The 16,885-nt window shown below is 36.0% G+C and carries 11 protein-coding genes; 8 read left to right on the plus strand and 3 right to left on the minus strand.

Annotated elements, in window-relative coordinates; translation table 11 throughout:
- The first annotated feature begins 310 nt into the window (after nt 1-310).
- The 8 genes from G5B32_RS12225 to G5B32_RS12260 all read left to right on the plus strand — a co-directional run bounded on the left by G5B32_RS12225 (nt 311) and on the right by G5B32_RS12260 (nt 14,764).
- Nucleotides 311-3,481: a SusC/RagA family TonB-linked outer membrane protein gene (locus G5B32_RS12225; RefSeq protein ID WP_240899060.1), complete on the plus strand. Its 3,171-nt coding sequence runs from the start codon at nt 311-313 to the stop codon at nt 3,479-3,481.
- A 14-nt stretch (nt 3,482-3,495) separates the two neighbouring features.
- Nucleotides 3,496-5,334, plus strand: a complete 1,839-nt coding sequence (locus tag G5B32_RS12230) for a RagB/SusD family nutrient uptake outer membrane protein (protein ID WP_165291815.1) — start codon at nt 3,496-3,498, stop codon at nt 5,332-5,334.
- 16 nt (nt 5,335-5,350) lie between these two features.
- Nucleotides 5,351-6,241: a DUF4959 domain-containing protein gene (locus tag G5B32_RS12235; protein ID WP_165291816.1), complete on the plus strand. Its 891-nt coding sequence runs from the start codon at nt 5,351-5,353 to the stop codon at nt 6,239-6,241.
- Between the two features lie 240 nt (nt 6,242-6,481).
- Complete coding sequence (locus tag G5B32_RS12240) at nt 6,482-7,552, plus strand: efflux RND transporter periplasmic adaptor subunit (protein ID WP_165291817.1); 1,071 nt, start codon at nt 6,482-6,484, stop codon at nt 7,550-7,552.
- Nucleotides 7,553-7,563: 11 nt separating this feature from the next.
- On the plus strand, nt 7,564-10,641 hold the full coding sequence (locus tag G5B32_RS12245; RefSeq protein ID WP_165291818.1) for an efflux RND transporter permease subunit: 3,078 nt from the start codon (nt 7,564-7,566) through the stop codon (nt 10,639-10,641).
- 52 nt (nt 10,642-10,693) lie between these two features.
- Nucleotides 10,694-11,950, plus strand: coding sequence for a TolC family protein (locus tag G5B32_RS12250; protein ID WP_206366891.1), 1,257 nt, complete (start codon nt 10,694-10,696; stop codon nt 11,948-11,950).
- 255 nt (nt 11,951-12,205) lie between these two features.
- Complete coding sequence (locus tag G5B32_RS12255; RefSeq protein WP_165291820.1) at nt 12,206-13,627, plus strand: Gfo/Idh/MocA family protein; 1,422 nt, start codon at nt 12,206-12,208, stop codon at nt 13,625-13,627.
- Nucleotides 13,628-13,708: 81 nt separating this feature from the next.
- Nucleotides 13,709-14,764 carry a formylglycine-generating enzyme family protein gene (locus tag G5B32_RS12260; RefSeq protein WP_165291821.1) on the plus strand — a complete coding sequence of 352 codons (1,056 nt, stop codon included), beginning with the start codon at nt 13,709-13,711 and terminating at the stop codon, nt 14,762-14,764.
- A 212-nt stretch (nt 14,765-14,976) separates the two neighbouring features.
- Here G5B32_RS12260 and G5B32_RS12265 read toward each other — a convergent pair whose 3' ends face one another.
- From G5B32_RS12265 to G5B32_RS12275, 3 genes are all read right to left on the minus strand, one after another.
- Nucleotides 14,977-15,537, minus strand: a complete 561-nt coding sequence (locus G5B32_RS12265) for a hypothetical protein (protein ID WP_165291822.1) — start codon at nt 15,535-15,537, stop codon at nt 14,977-14,979.
- Between the two features lie 247 nt (nt 15,538-15,784).
- Nucleotides 15,785-16,654: an ATP-dependent nuclease gene (locus G5B32_RS12270; RefSeq protein ID WP_165291823.1), complete on the minus strand. Its 870-nt coding sequence runs from the start codon at nt 16,652-16,654 to the stop codon at nt 15,785-15,787.
- On the minus strand, nt 16,638-16,823 hold the full coding sequence (locus G5B32_RS12275; protein ID WP_165291824.1) for an ATP-binding protein: 186 nt from the start codon (nt 16,821-16,823) through the stop codon (nt 16,638-16,640). The genes G5B32_RS12270 and G5B32_RS12275 overlap by 17 nt, the downstream gene beginning before the upstream one ends.
- Nucleotides 16,824-16,885: the final 62 nt, after the last annotated feature.

A 16,885-nucleotide genomic window follows, 5' to 3' on the forward strand; every position in this document is an offset into this window, starting at 1 on the left:
TCTTTTTATGCTTGTTTATGCGGTTTTGGAGTTTTTAGTATTAGATAAGCTTACTATAATTTCTTTTCTAACTCATTTATTTTTAGTTAATTATACATCATTTATTAATAACAGATTCAATAGTATAAATTTTTCATATTTTAAACTATTTTTACTAAAAATTTTAAATAAGATACATATTGTTACAAATAAAATTACGAAATCGGTTGCGCATTTTTGCGCAACCGATTTCGTTAATCAAGCTTTTGCATGCATGGAATTATGCCTGTATTTTACAGCATTGAAGTACCAATTATTTTTTAACACTACTATGGTAAAGCAGTTACTAAAAGGAGATTTGTACGAAAGTGTAAATCATTGTTTCAGACCGACTAAATTAAAAACAGCTTGTGTGGCTGTATTGGCATTAGTGGCTGTAAACAATGTTTCTGCGTATACAATTTCAGAAAGAGCGCATGTTGAATTTGTCGCGCAACAGAATTTGATAACGGGGAAAGTTACGGATGCTGAGAACAAAGCGTTACAAGGTGTAACGGTGTCGGTGCTTAACAAAAACATCCGTACGAGTACAGACGCGAATGGTCGATTTGTGATTAACGTCCAAAAAGGTGAAACGCTAGTTTTATCTTTAATCGGATATTTGGAAGAAAGAGTTGTTATCGATTCTAAAGGTAATATTGAAATAACATTAGAAAAAGATGTAAGAGGTCTAGAAGAAGTGACTGTTACGGGTTTGGCTGGACAACAAAAAAAGTCAACATTAGTAGGATCGATCACTAGTGTTAAACCTGAAGAATTAAAAATTCCAACTGCTAATTTGTCTAACGCTATTGCAGGTAAATTGGCGGGAGTTGTCGCTTTTCAACGTTCGGGAGAGCCAGGAGCTGATGGATCTACTTTTTACATAAGAGGAATATCTACTTTCAGCGGTATCAATTCACCTTTGATTATTATTGATGGTGTGCCCGCTTCGACTGGAGATTTAAATGCTATCGCCCCAGAAGCTATTGAAAGTTTTTCTATTTTGAAAGATGCCAACGCTACAGCGATGTATGGTACTAAAGGAGCGAATGGCGTAATGATCGTAACTACAAAACGAGGTAAAAATTTAGATAAAGCCCGAATAAATATCCGCCTTGAAAATGCAATCAACACGCCAATTCGTGTGCCTAAATTTGTAGATGGTACTCGTTTCATGGAATTGTATAATGAGGCTGTAAATGCGAGAGGTACTGGCGAAATCTTGTATACTAAAGACAAAATAGAAGGTACTCGTAATGGACTAGATCCTTTAGTATTCCCAGATGTAAATTGGTATGCAGAAATGTTTAAAAAGAATGCGCAAGGAAGAGCTTTGAATGCTAACGTGCAGGGTGGTGGTGCCAAAGTGGATTACTTTATGAGTGCAACTTTAAACATGGATGATGGTATGTTGCGTTCATCAGATGTAAATAGTTATAGCAATAACATCAAAGTTAATCGTTATACTTTTCAAAATAACTTGTTTGCACAACTAACGCCTACTACAAAAGCTTCATTGAAGTTAAATACGCAATTAAGAGATTATAAAGGACCAAATAGAAGTGTTAGTGATATATTCTCCAATGCGATTAATGCCAATCCAGTTGATTTTCCAGTGTTTTTTCCAAATAATGAACAATTCCCAGAAGGATTTTTGTTTGGTGGTAAAACAGGTGGACGTTATAATAATGGATTTATAAACCCTTATGCTTGGATGGTAGATGGTTATTCATCTAACTTTCAAAGTACAGTAATGGCAACTTTAGATTTGACTCAAAGTTTGGACTTCTTGACAAAAGGTTTGAGTGCAAATGGATTGATGTCTTTCAAAAACTGGTCGTCAACAACGACATCAAGAAGCCGTGGTGTCAACAATTATGAAATCTTAAATTATAGTGTTGATGCAGATGGAAAATATATTTATTCATTAGGTCGTGTAGGATCTGTACAATCTGAAACTCTGGGTACAGGAACAGGTACAGAAGGTGATAGATCATTATATTTTCAGGCGGGTTTAAATTACCAACGAACTTTTGATTTGCATGATGTGAGTGGTGTGTTGGTGTACTACCAAACAGATTACAACGTAAACAATGCGGGTGGTAGTTTGATAAATTCATTGCCAAAAAGATCTATGTCGTATTCAGGAAGATTATCTTATAGCTATGATAATAGATATTTATTCCAAGGTACATTCGGATACAACGGTTCGGAAAATTTTGCAAAAGGAAGTAAGTTCGGCTTCTTCCCATCATTCGGTGTAGGTTACAATATTAGCAACGAAAATTTCTTTGAGCCTTTAAAAGATAAGATTCATCATTTGAAATTAAGAGGTTCTTGGGGATTAGCAGGTAATGATCAGATTGGTTCAGAGCGTTTTGTTTATTTGTCTGATATCAACTTGACATCTCAATCTTTTACGACAGGTATTACGCAAGATTATACGCGTAGTGGACCTAGTTATAATCGTTTCTCCAACCCAAATATTACATGGGAAATTTCAGAACAATACAATGCAGCTATTGAGTTAGGATTATTTAACTCTTTGAACTTTGTATTTGATGTGTACAAAGAGGATCGTCGTAATATCTTCTTATCTCGTCAAACAATTCCAGATTATTTAGGAACGAGTGGTACGACTATCTATGGAAACTTGGGTCGTGTGTCAGCAAAGGGTATCGATATATCAGCTGATTATTTCAAACAGATCACTTCTGATTTATCCATGGCCTTGAAAGGTACGTTTACATATGCGCACAATGTGATTACTGATTATGACGAACCGGCTTTTGCGGTAAATAAAAATTTGAACTATACAGGTTATCCTATCAACACACAATTGGGGTATCTTGCAGAACGTTTATTTATTGATGATGCCGAAGTAGCGAATAGCCCTATTCAACAATTAGGTGGTTTTGTTTCAGGCGGTGACATTAAGTATACCGATTACAATAATGACGGTTTGGTAAACAGTGATGACCGTGTTAGAATGGGATATCCTACTACGCCAGAAATTGTATATGGTTTTGGTCCTTCATTCAAATTTAAAAAGTTTGATTTCTCTTTATTCTTCCAAGGTGCTGCTCATACGTCATTGTTTATGTCAGGATTCCATCCATTTGGTACATCTGACCAGCGCAATGTGTTGACATTCATTGCGGATGATCACTTTAGCGAGTCAAATCCTAATATTTACGCAGCTTATCCAAAATTAAGCAAGCTTGATAATCCAAATAATACAGCTGTTTCTTCATACTATATGAGAGATGGAGCATTCTTAAAGCTTAAAAATGCGGAGATAGGATACTCTTATAAATTCGCTCGTTTTTATTGTAGTGGGTTAAATCTAGCTACATTCTCAAAATTCAAATATTGGGACCCAGAGCAAGGTGGAGGAGCTGGATTAAGCTATCCTACACAAAGAACAATGAATATTGGGGTTCAAATGACATTTAATTAATTGAAGAGATTATTATGATTAAGAGAAATTATATATACGTAATATTAGTGCTTTTTCTTGCATTAAATTACAGTTGTTCTAGCTTTTTGGATGTCGTTCCAGATGAAAGACCAACAGAAGAGGATGCTTTCGTGGATGAATTTGCGGCAGAAAGATTTTTATATTCATGTTATAACTATTTGCCTGCTGTCAGAGTGGGACAATCATCTATAGACTTAATGACTACGGATGAGGTGATCACATCTTTTGAACATGAGACTTTTGCTCAATTTCCTAAAGGAACTTTTACAGCTTCTAACCCGGTGATATCATATTGGGGAACGTTGTACAAAGGAATTCGTCAAACATATATTTTGGTGGATAATATTGATAAAGTTCCTGGCTTATCAGAAGACAAAAAAGCAGATTACAAAGCACAAGCAAACTTCTTGATTGGATACTACCACTTCTTATTAGTGAGAATGTATGGTCCAGTAATCTTGATTAATGGAGTAGAGGATGTTAACCAAGCTTCGGATACGTATAAAGCGAGAAGCACTTATGAGGAGTCTGTAGATTTTGTAGTTACAAAATTAGACGAAGCAGCTGCAAGCTTACCTGCCAAAAGAGTGGGTAATGAATACGGTTTAGCGACAAGTTTAGCTGCAAAAGCTATCAAAGCACGTATGTTGTTGTATGCTGCATCACCTTTGTTCAACGGTGGTGGAGGCTTAAAAACAAGTTTCTATGCGGACTTCGTAGATAAATCAGGCAACAATTTGATTCCAACGAACTATGATAGAGAAAAATGGAAAAAAGCGATTGATGCGTACAAAGAAGTAATTGACTTGGCAGAGGGTCAAGGATATGGCTTATATGCAAATTCTACAATGACTGGCTTACCAGCAAAACAAGTTGAAAAAGACTTGCGCTATACTTTTGTTGATAAAGAATCTAATGAACTTATCTGGACAGATACACGCAGAGAAGGTATTTATGATTTCCAAAATAAGAGTACTCCATTCTATAGCCCAGGAGCTTACAATGGTGTTTCGCCAACATTATCTATGGTAGAATTATTCTATACAGAAAATGGTCTTCCAATCGACAAAGATCCAGCGTATAATTATAGCAATCGCTACGGTGTAGGAACATCTCCATTAGGAGGAAATACGCTAAACCTTAACTTGCACCGCGAGCCTCGCTTCAATGCGTGGATTGCCTACCACAATGGTAATTATGAAATATTGAGACCAGGTGGTATTCAAGAGGTGAAAACAATGTTTAGAAAAAATGATGATCATGGTATCAAAGGTCGTTCTAACAACTATTCACCAACAGGATATTTAAATAAAAAAGGTGTTAGTCCTAAATTTGGTGCAAACCAAAATATTGAAGCACAACCAACGATTGCAGAATCTTATCCTTGGCCTTTGGTGCGTTTAGCTGAGTTATATTTATCCTATGCTGAAGCATTAATCGAATATGATGCTAGCAACATTACATTGGCGAAAACTTATATTGATAAAGTACGTAAACGTGCTGGAATACCTACAATAGATGAAGCATGGGGACCAATTGGTGGTGCTACTACTCAAGCCCAATTGCGTAGTATCGTAAGACAAGAACGTTCGATTGAATTCTATTTGGAGAATCATAGATTCTGGGATTTGAGAAGATGGATGGAAGCAGAACAACCTCTAGGTACGCAAGCTAAAGGGATGAACATCCAAGGTACTACAGATGCGGAATTCTTTAATGTTACAACGGTTCAATTTGTAAGAAATTTCAGAACCCCAGCTTTCTATCTAATGCCAATTCCAACAGCTGATATTAACAAGAATCCAAATATTGTTCAAAATATTGGTTACTAATCAAAATAAGATACTAATGAAAAGATTATTATATACAGGATTATTGATAGCTGCTTTGACAAGCTGTTCTAAAGAAGATGGAGCAGAAGGTTTATCAATACCTTCAGAAGTAAGCAATGTTACCGCAAAACCTATTGTAGGTGGTGCAGTTATCAAATGGACTTTGCCTTCAGATAGTGGTTTTAATTATGTGGAGGTTAGTTATGAGAAAAAAGGTGAAATTATTAGTGTACCAGTTTCTAAATACACAGACTCGTTAGTTGTAGAAGGACTTTTAAATAAATTGGAGTACACGTTCAAAGTGAAAACAGTTAACTTAAATAGTTCTGGTAAAATATACGGTCCAAGTGAATTAGTAACAGAGGCTGTAAGACCTATCCGAAGACCTAATAAAGTAGTTTACTATTCGGATCAGTTGACGAAGGTAGAAGGAGTTAATGCTGATATGCTAGACACCTATACCCAAGAGACTACGGAAGGACCTAAAGTGAATTTGGTGGATGGTAATAAAAATACCTTTTGGCACACCGCATGGTCTTCAGGCGTTGCTAATTTACCTCACTGGATTACTTTAAAATCCGAAACTCCTAAGAAAATTGGAGCTGTGAAGTACTTTTTCCGACAATCCACGAATGCCTCAGGAAGACCAACACAATTTGCTCTCGAAATTTCAAATGATGGAGCTACATGGGAACGTGTATGGACTTCACGTGACGGCCTACCTATTGAGCCTTATACGGAGGAAAAAATGGTTGATTTTGGTGCGAATTACGAAGCTAAATTTCATCGTTTGATGATTTTGAAAGCTAACGGTACGACTACATACACGCACTTAGGTGAAATAGCTTATTATACCATGCATGAAGAAGTTACCGATGCGGAATTATTAGCGGAGAATAATTATTAAAAATAATTTTACAAATAGATTTTTACGCAAAGCCCTCTGTCGATTTGATAGAGGGCTTTTTTTTTGTTGATATTTTTTGGAGGATTTTAGTATTTAGATTAAAATTTTAAGCCCTAATTAATAGTGTAAATAATGAATCTTGAAAGGCAAATCTTATTTATATCCAGATTTTTACATGTTCTTTGCTTAAATAGCTTTATCTTGTATTTCCATTTTTTAGGGCTAAATATATCTAAACTTATGAGCAAAAAAGCCATTATATTTCTAAGCATAGGACTATTAATTATTATTGGATTAGTGACGTATCGTATTATTACGAACACAAAAAAAGAAGAAGCAAATAAATCTGCTGGAGGTGGCGGAAGCCGTGGTGGAGGCAATAAAGTATACGGTAGGGTGGTACAAGGGCAACCTTTTGCGGATTACCTTTCATTAAGTGGTTCTATAGAAGCGAATGAAGTGGTGGAATTGCATTCTGAAGTTTCGGGTATTGTGGAGTCTTTAAACTTCCAGGAAGGAAGCTCCGTTTCTGCAGGTCAAGTATTGATAAAAATCAATGATGCAGAACTAAGAGCGCAGTTAGCACAAGCTCGTACGCGTTCAGAGCTTGCAGGTGAAAATGCGCGCCGAGCAAAATTATTATTAGAAAAAGAAGCTATTAGCCAAGAAGAATATGATATTTCTTCAGCAGATTTTCGTACAGCTGAATCTCAAATTCAACTGATCAATGCGCAGTTGAGTAAAACTTTGGTGCGCGCTCCTTTTTCAGGTAAAATAGGTCTTCGTAATATTTCTAAAGGCAGTTATATTACACCTGCTACCGTGATAGCAAATCTTGCCAATACAGCACAAGTAAAATTACTTTTCTCCATACCTGAACGTTATGCTTATATGGTAAATAAAGGTAGTCGTGTAGAGTTTTCCATTCAAGGAGACGAACAGAAATTCTCTGCATCGGTGTATGCTATTGAGCCAGTAATAGAAGCGAATACACGTACATTGTTGGTAAAAGCAATTGGTCAAGGAGGTAGCAATAAATTAATTCCTGGAGCTTTTGCGAATGTGACTTTCCCGCTGGAAACTGTTGAGAATGGTTTATTAGTTCCAGCAGAATCATTAATTCCGATTCAAAATGGTAAAAAGATATTTGTTTTGCGCGATGGTAAAGCCAAAGAGGTAATCGTGGAAACAGGAGGACGTACAGATGCAGATGTATTGATTACAAAAGGATTGGTGGAAGGAGATACGATTTTAACGTCAGGCGTGATGTCGTTGCGTGATGGTTCTCCAGTTCAGGTTATTTTACGTTAAGCGAAGAAAAGATGAGTTTATCCACACTAAGTATAAAACGTCCGGTTCTGACTATTGTCATGAACCTGATGTTGATATTATTTGGAATAATCGGCTATACTTTTTTAGGTGTACGTGAATTTCCATCCATTGACCCAGCGCAAATTTCGGTTCGAACAAGCTATGCTGGAGCCAATCCAGATATTATTGAATCCCAAATCACCGAACCATTAGAAAAGGCTATCAATTCCATTGATGGTATTCGTAACATCACTTCGACAAGTTCGCAGGGGTCAAGTAATATCAACATTGAATTTAATTTAGATAAAGATTTGGAAGCGGCAGCGAATGATGTTCGTGATAAAGTTTCCCAAGCTATGCGTAGCTTACCACAAGATATTGATGCCGCTCCGGTAGTTTCCAAAGCAGATGCAGATTCGGAACCGATTATATCCATGACATTACAAAGTCGTACGCATAATGTGTTGGAGCTTTCGGATTACGCCGAAAATGTGGTTTCACAGCGTTTACAAACTATTCCGGGCGTAAGTTCAGTTCAAATTTGGGGACAAAAAAAGTTCGCTATGCGTCTTTGGATCGATCCAACCAAATTAGCTTCTTACGGAATAACGGTAATGGATGTGCGCAATGCGCTGAACAGCCAAAATGTGGAATTACCCTCTGGTAAACTGACGGGAGCTAATACCGAATTGACAGTAAAGACTATTGGTAATCTTTCTACGGAGGAACAATTCAATAACATTATTATCCGCGCTGATCAGACTAAAGTCGTTAGATTGGGTGATATTGGTAAAGCCGCTTTAGAGGCCGAAAATTTTGAGACAAAAATGTCTGATTCGGGATTCCCAATGGTGAGTTTGGCGGTTATTCCTCAACCAGGAACTAATTACCTTGAAATTGCCAATAGCTTCTACAAAGAATTTGACAAATTGCAGAATGACTTGCCCGAAGGCTATGAAATGAATATTGCGATTGATAACACGCAATTTGTTAAAAAGTCCGTATTAGAAGTATTAGAAACACTTATTATTGCAGTTGTACTCGTCGTAATTATTATTTATATCTTCTTCCGAAATTGGTCCATCGCCTTCCGTCCACTTATCGATATTCCAGTATCTTTAATTGCTACATTTTTCATCATGTATTTGTGTGGCTTCTCTATCAATGTATTGACTTTGTTAGCTATTGTACTGGCTACCGGTTTGGTGGTGGATGATGGTATTGTAGTAACGGAAAATATCTTTAAGAAAGTAGAAGAGGGGATGTCGCCCATAGAAGCTGCTATAAAAGGTTCGAATGAAATTTTCTTTGCGGTCATATCGATCTCCATTACACTAGCTGCTGTTTTCTTACCCGTAATATTCTTAGAAGGATTCGTAGGACGATTATTCCGCGAGTTTGGTGTCGTAATCGGGGCAGCGGTACTGATTTCAGCTTTCGTTTCCCTGACATTAACCCCAATGCTAAATGCATATTTAATGAAAGGTGGTGAACAGAAGAAAAGTAAATTCTATGAGCGTACCGAAAAATATTTTGTGGCATTGAATACAGAATATGCGAATTCATTAAAAGGATTTCTTCGGTTCAAATGGTTAAGCTTTGCTATTCTGATTGGCTGTTTTGGGTTAATTTATTTATTCTTTCAACTTTTGCCAAAAGAAACAGCTCCTTATGACGATCGTAGTTATTTGAATGTTCGTGTCACAGCTCCGGAGGGTGTATCCTATGATTACATGGATAAATTTATGACGGATCTAACAATGCTAATTAATGATTCAGTACCAGAGAAAAAAGTCAGTTTAGTAATTACTTCTCCAGGATTTGGTTCTGCATCGGTAAATAGTGGTATGGTGCGTTTGGGATTAGTAAATCCTGACGAACGTGATCGCACTCAGGAAGAAATTGCCAATGATTTGACTAAATTGTCTCGTAGATTCTCGGAAGCACGTGTGGCTGTATCCCAACAGCCAACCATTTCTGTAAACAGACGTGGTGGTATGCCTATTCAATACATTATTCAGGCACAAAATTTTCAACAATTGGAAGAGAAAATTCCACTTTTTATGGAAGAATTGTCGCAAGACCCAACTTTCTCTATTACGGATGTGAATTTGAAATTCAACAAGCCTGAAATTTATGTAACGATTGATAGAGAAAAAGCACAAGCTTTAGGAGTCTCAGTATTGGATGTAGCGCAGACATTGCAAATGTCTCTTTCAGGTCAACGCTTTGGCTATTTCATGATGAATGGAAAGCAATATCAAGTGATGGGACAATTTGATCGTAAAGATAGAGCGACTCCAAATAATTTAGCAGCTATTTATGTGAAAAATAATAGAGGTGAACTCATTCAACTGAGCAATATTGTAGAATTAGAAGAGCGAAGCAGTCCTCCGCAATTGTATCACAATAATCGTTATATGTCGGCGACAGTTTCAGCTGGTTTGGCACCGGGACGTAGTATGGGAGATGGAATACAGGCGATGGAACGTATTCGCTCCAAAGTATTGGATGAAACATTTACAACAGATTTGGGTGGTGAATCGCGCGATTTTGTAGAAAGTGGTTCGAATACCATGTTTGCTTTTGGCTTAGCGGTATTATTAATATTCTTGATATTGGCAGCACAGTTCGAAAGTTTTACAGATCCTATTATTATAATTATTACCGTGCCTTTAGCGGTAGCGGGAGCGTTATTTTCGCTGTGGCTATTTGGTCAGACTTGGAATATATTCAGTCAGATTGGTACCATTATGCTGATTGGTTTGGTAACCAAAAACGGTATTTTGATTGTGGAGTTTGCAAACCATTTGCGTGAACAAGGAATGGACAAATATAACGCTGTAGTAGAAGCTGCAGAATCTCGTTTAAGACCTATTCTAATGACTTCCTTGGCTATTGCGTTCGGTGCTTTGCCTATCGCCTTATCATTGGGAGCCGCTTCTACGAGTAGAATAGGGATGGGGGTTGTAATTGTAGGCGGAACGATGTTTTCACTGATATTGACATTATTTGTGATTCCAGGATTCTATCTGATGATGTCGCGTCCAAGAAAACATAGACCTGAGTTTGATAATATTGAAGATTAGTATGAGAAGAAGGGTATATAAAATAATAGCTTGTCTATTGTTATGTGCAAATATGAGTAAGGCACAAGAGCTACTTACCGTCAGAGATGCCATAGCTATAGCTTTAGAAAATAATTATGATATCAAATTATTTCAAAATAATTTAAAAGTAGCGCAAGAGAATGTGACACCTGGAAATGCGGGCATGCTGCCGACGGTGACAGGTAATTTTACACAAAGCAATAGTGTTTCAAATTCTAACCAGACACAGATTTCGGGTGAGGTACGCGCTTTGGATAATGCCAAGAACAATAGTTTGAATTACGGTGTTAGTGTGGGATGGACTGTATTTGATGGACTGGGAATGTTTTCGCGCTATGAAACTTTGAAGGAATTACAAAAGCAAGGCGAAGCAGAATTGCAGCGTTCTGTAGTAACACGAATTTCGGATGTGATATCTACTTATTATACAATCGTAGAGCAACAAAATCTGCTTTCCGCAATGGATTCGAGTATCGTGATTTCGCAAGAAAGATTGCGTACAGCCGAAAATAGATTTTCTATTGGTAAGGCATCACGATTAGAAGTATTGAATGTTCAGGTCAATCTGAATACCGATGAATCGAATCGCATCAAGCAGGCAAACGTAGTTAAGAATTTAAAAATCGCGCTGAATAATCTTTTAGCTCGCGATTTGCAACAAGAGTTTCAAGTGGTACGAGAAGTGCATATTGATCAATCACTGACGCTTGGTAACTTATTAGAACAAGCGAAGTCCAGCAATCCAGATTTGATATTAATTAGTATCAATAGAAGATTAGCCGAGTTGGAAGAGAAAACAATAAGAGCCAACCGTTATCCTACAGTTCGATTGAATGGTGGATATAATTTTTCTGAATCGGAATCTAGCTTGGGTTTCGTAGCTCAATCCAAATCGCGTGGCTTGACCTATGGTGTTACTGCTTCGGTTAATATCTTTGATGGTTTTAACCAACGAAGAAACGAACGTATTGCAAAGCTGCGTATTGAAAACGCTGATTTGCAAATCAACCAAACAAATCTGCAGATTGAAACCGAAATTTCTCAAGCTTACAATCTTTATATAACGAATCTTGCTCTGGTAGAGTTGGAAGAGAAGAATGAGCAGATTGCCCGACAAAATATGAACATTACTTTAGAAAAATATAAAATAGGTACGGTGAGTGCTGTTGAATTTCGTGATGCGCAGGAGAACTTTATAAATGCAGTATCTAGATTTAATTCTGCCCAAACGCAAGCTAAATTATCCGAAACTTTACTGATGGAATTGATTGGGAAAATCGAATTGTAACAAACGAAATAGACAATCGAATTCGTAAAATTGGACAAACGTTTGCGTTTATGAATGATTTTATAATCTGATAATTATGAATTATACTTGTTAAAGATAATAAGAAGAACATTATCGATAATCCTTGAAAACCTAAGAAAAGATAAGCATTGGTTTTCTTGAATATTGACTGTTTAGTTTGTTTTAATATAGGTGATTTTTAGGGGGGCTTCGTGCCCCCTTAATTTAAGACAAAGATTTATAAATCAAATTTTTATGAGTACAAATAGAAGAGATTTTCTCAAAAAGGCATCATTACTTTCAGCTACAGCGATTACTTTGCCTTCATTACATGTGAAAGCGGCTGAAGCGCCTAGATTCAATATGTCAGGATACGCAGCACCAAAATTGGATAAAGTACGTGTCGCATTTGTGGGTTTGGGTAATAGAGGTACAGGTGCAGTAGATAGATATACATTCATTGAAGGCGCTGAGATTGTTGCGGTATGTGATAAACATGCGGATAGAGTTACGAAGCACCAAAATGCGGTAGTAAGTAAAGGTTTGAAAAAACCAGCTGGTTTTTCTGGAGAAGATGGTTGGAGAGAGATGTTGAAATCAGTGAAAATTGATTTATTATATATCTGTACACCTTGGGATTACCATACAGAGATGAGTATCGAAGGTATGAAATCAGGTGCGCACGTAGCTTGTGAAGTGCCTATTGGTTTGACGGTAGAAGATTGTTGGAAAGTAGTTCGTACATCCGAAGAAACTAGAAAACACTGTATGATGTTGGAGAACTGTTGTTATGACTTCTTCGAATTGCAAACATTGAACATGGCTCGTGCAGGTGTATTTGGAGAAATTATCCATGCTGAAGGTGCTTATATCCACGACCTATTGGATTTGAATTTCAGCAAAACATATTACGATGATTTCTGGAGATTGAAAGAAAATATCCGTTTCCACGGTAACTTATACCCTACGCATGGTATAGGTCCAGTAGCACAATGTATGAATATCAACCGTGGTGACGTAATGACTTCATTAGTAAACGTTGCTTCAAACGATTTCCATATGGGCGAAGAAGCTAAACGTTTGGCGGAGAAAGATCCTGCAACTTACGGTCAATTCGTAGGTGCTGAATATAGAGGTAATATGAATACTACATTGATTCGTACGCAAAAAGGAAAAACGATCATGATTCAACATGATGTAACTTCTCCTCGTCCGTATTCTCGTATTCACATGTTGAGCGGTACTAAAGGTTTTTGTGAGAAATACCCTAAAATTGGTGTCAGCTTAAAATCTCATCATAATGGTCATGATTTTCTTCCTGAAGAGGAATTAAACAAATTGCGTGATCAATATACGCCTGAAATCGTAAAATATATCGGTGAACAAGCTAAGAAAGTTGGTGGTCACGGTGGTATGGACTTTATGATGGATTGGAGACTAATCGACTGTTTGCGTAATGGATTGGCGTTGGATCAAGATGTTTATGATGCAGCAGCGTGGAGTGCTATTGTTCCTTTGAGTGTAGAATCTACGAAAAAAGGTAAAACAGTAGAATTCCCAGACTTTACTCAAGGTGCATGGATTTCAAACAAACCGCTTGAATTAACATTGAAGGGTGGTGGAAATACAGGTATTCGTGCGAAGAAAGATGCGAAAAGCAATCAGTTAAGTGTGTAATTGGTAGATGTAATTAATATTTTGGCTTCAGGATAGTTTTCTTGGAGCCTTTTTTTATTTTAGTACTTTAGTGATATTAATATGAAATTCAGCTATTTGTTACTGGTTCTAATTGTGCTTTCTTGTCAGCAAAAGGAAAATAAAAATTCTACTAAAATGGATGAAGGTGCTTCTTGTGCAATGGAAAATGTACCAAGTCGATCAGTAGCAAAAGCACAACAAGATATTATTTCAGGTAAGGATTCGGTTCTGATGGTATTGGTTCAAGGGGCTAAATTCACAATAGGTTCGGATTATTTTCAAGACGCGCAGCCAAAACAAGAAGTAGAGGTCAGTTCCTTTTATATTGATGAACATGAAGTCACCAATGCGCAATTTGCGCAATTTGTTTCAGAGACTAATTACGTAACTGTAGCAGAAAGACCATTAGATCCCAAAGAATTTCCAGGAGTAGATCCTGCGATGCTGGTAGCTGGATCAGCAGTTTTTGTTGGTAATCTAAAAGCTCGTGATTTAAACGATCCTTTGTCATGGTGGGAATATATTCCTGGAGCTTGTTGGAAACATCCAGAAGGTCCTAAAAGCGATATAAAGGGAAGAGAGAATCATCCTGTAGTTCATATCGCTTATGAAGATACCGAAGCGTATGCCAAATGGGCTGGTAAGCGTCTCCCTACAGAGGCGGAATGGGAATTAGCAGCCAAAGCAGGAAATCATAATGATGAAACTTTCTACTGGGGTAATGAAATCAAAAAAGACGGCAAGTGGATGGCAAATACCTATCAAGGTTCATTTCCGAAGAAGAATGCTAAATTAGATGGTTTTGATGGTACGGCGCCAGTTAAATCTTTTCCTGCAAATGCCATAGGTTTATACGATATGGTCGGAAATGTCTGGGAATGGTGTTCGGATTATTATAGATCTGGCTATGCTACGAATGCTTCCAAAGTAAATCCTAAAGGACCATCGGATTCACACGATCCGCAAGAATCCGGCTTAGTCAAACGCGTACAGCGTGGCGGTTCATTTCTTTGTGTAGATAATTATTGCGAACGCTACAAAGCAGGAGGACGTGGCAAAGGCGAAATCAATAGCCCAACCAATAATGTAGGTTTCCGATGTGTGAAGGATATTTAGCAAAATCGTCATTTCGACGAAGGAGAAATCTATACATATGTATTATATATTTGCATATAAATCAAATAAATCACAATGGATAGGGAGATAAATTAATAAAGTTATGTAATTAAAAATGTAGAATCCTTGTTGTTTTTTTATGAACTCCACATCTACTATTAAACACTTTATAGAATGTAATAGAGCTTATGAAAAATCAATCCTAGTTATGACTAATTTAAATTCATTTTAGTAGGATTAGTATTTTCGTTAAAGGAGACATTAATTTCTCCAATATCCCATTTGTCCAAAACTTTTAAATTGCATATATAATTTTCCTCGTTTTTAATATCTAACGAATCAATTTCAATAATTTTTAAAATGGAATTCCATTCATTTCCTAAATATCCTGCAATTGAATCTATAGAAATAATCGATTTAGATGAGATTCCTTTTTGAATTTTATATACTATGTCCGAAACATACGATTGGATTTGAAGTCTGTAATCTATTTGTTTTATTGCAGGAAATTCATTGGATAAAACATACAAATCAGTATATCTATTAGCTAACTCTTCTTCGGTTAAATTTTGCATAATATCTATTTCAGACTCAACAGTTTTCCTCTTTAATTCTTCAGAAACTCTAAATTTATTTCCTGTATATTCAGGTAAATAGTTTTCTAATGCTCCATTATTTAGCAAAAAAACTCTATTAGTTTTTAAGGCATCTGATATATTTTGTAATTTTTGTTTTATTAACGTAATAGAGTTTTTAGTTAATATTTTTTCCAAATTTTCCCTATTAGTTTGAATTTCGATCAATAATGAAGTTCTGAGTTTTTTCCACTTATTTTTATCTGAAGATGAGTTTAATGTAATTAAATACTTTTGAAATTCATAGAATTCTGACGCTATATCTGTAATATTTATAATTTTATCAATTTGTGTTTTAATTGTTTTTTCAAGATCCGAGCAAGCATCTTGAAATGTCTCACTTGCTCCGATTGAAGCTAAATATTCTTTTGCTAAATCTGAAGAATCAGCACTTTGTCTTAATTTTTTGAGTAAAGAGGCTATCTAAGTCATAAACGAAATATGCTTTTTTACCTAGTGATTGAGTCAAATAAAAATATTGAGCGATTTTATCATTACCACCTACATCAATTAAACAACTTCCGGCACCTTCTAAAGATATTCCTCGTTTATTTTGCAAGGCTTGGAAAAACATTGAGTCAAAAATACCTTCAACAAATATTGGAAAGTCAGCAAAGAATAATTGTTTGTGATGAACATTTAAGTTAGCTACTAAACCTCCAAATAATTTTAATTTTTCTTCTGCTATATTTCCAATATGTGCAGGAGTATCAAAAGTTGAATTAAAGGAAATCACGGATTTTAAATCATCTGTAGATTTTAAATCAAGTATGAATGGTGAATGAGTAATTAGTACAATATTCTTTTTCCTAAATCTTGGATTGTGCAAGACCTTTTTAATTTCATTAATTAGGAATGATTGATATTGAGGATGTAAGTTTAATTCAGGTTCATCTATAATTAGAGATTCATTCTCATCATTATACAAATGAGTAAGTAGTATTAATAGTTCTTTAATTCCGTGACATTCATCTTTATGTAACTTATACGATTTTTCAGAAATTTTATTATACGCAACAGGATTTAATCTTCCTGAATCCCACTCCATTTTAATATCTCTATTTAAAAGTTGAGATAATGTAGCCTCAATTTGTATTCTTAGATCATATCGTTCTTCTAATAGAATAAAAGCATCAAAACCGTAACCAAGTTTTTTGCTAGACAGTCCATAATGTTCAAACTGGTCTTTGTTAAATCCTGTATGAAACATTGGATTTCCCATTACATTATCAAAACCATTATGCTTTGCAGACAATCCATAATCGGTCTGCTGACAATGTTCTGCAGTTTTCTAAATGAGGTTGTAGAGCTTCAGAAAATCTACTTTTCCCTGAGCCATTCGGACCAACTAAATAAATTAATTCTGGTAAAGTATCAATTTCAAATTCTTTATTAGTCCAAGGAGTGGGAAGATTAAATTTCATATTTTCTATTAGTGTCTATTTTTTTAATAAGTCATTTTATATCCACAATCAAACATATTACA

Source organism: Sphingobacterium sp. SGL-16 (assembly GCF_011043515.1).
Taxonomy (GTDB): Bacteria; Bacteroidota; Bacteroidia; order Sphingobacteriales; family Sphingobacteriaceae; genus Sphingobacterium; species Sphingobacterium litopenaei.

Bases quoted from the DNA above. Each gene is read 5' to 3' on its own strand.
- G5B32_RS12235 (WP_165291816.1), top strand. From the start codon at position 5,351: ATGAAAAGATTATTATATACAGGATTATTGATAGCTGCTTTGACAAGC.
- G5B32_RS12255 (WP_165291820.1), top strand. From the start codon at position 12,206: ATGAGTACAAATAGAAGAGATTTTCTCAAAAAGGCATCATTACTTTCA.
- G5B32_RS12260 (WP_165291821.1), top strand. From the start codon at position 13,709: ATGAAATTCAGCTATTTGTTACTGGTTCTAATTGTGCTTTCTTGTCAG.
- G5B32_RS12245 (WP_165291818.1), top strand. From the start codon at position 7,564: ATGAGTTTATCCACACTAAGTATAAAACGTCCGGTTCTGACTATTGTC.
- G5B32_RS12275 (WP_165291824.1), bottom strand. From the start codon at position 16,823: ATGAAATTTAATCTTCCCACTCCTTGGACTAATAAAGAATTTGAAATT.
- G5B32_RS12250 (WP_206366891.1), top strand. From the start codon at position 10,694: ATGAGTAAGGCACAAGAGCTACTTACCGTCAGAGATGCCATAGCTATA.
- G5B32_RS12230 (WP_165291815.1), top strand. From the start codon at position 3,496: ATGATTAAGAGAAATTATATATACGTAATATTAGTGCTTTTTCTTGCA.
- G5B32_RS12225 (WP_240899060.1), top strand. From the start codon at position 311: ATGGTAAAGCAGTTACTAAAAGGAGATTTGTACGAAAGTGTAAATCAT.
- G5B32_RS12240 (WP_165291817.1), top strand. From the start codon at position 6,482: ATGAGCAAAAAAGCCATTATATTTCTAAGCATAGGACTATTAATTATT.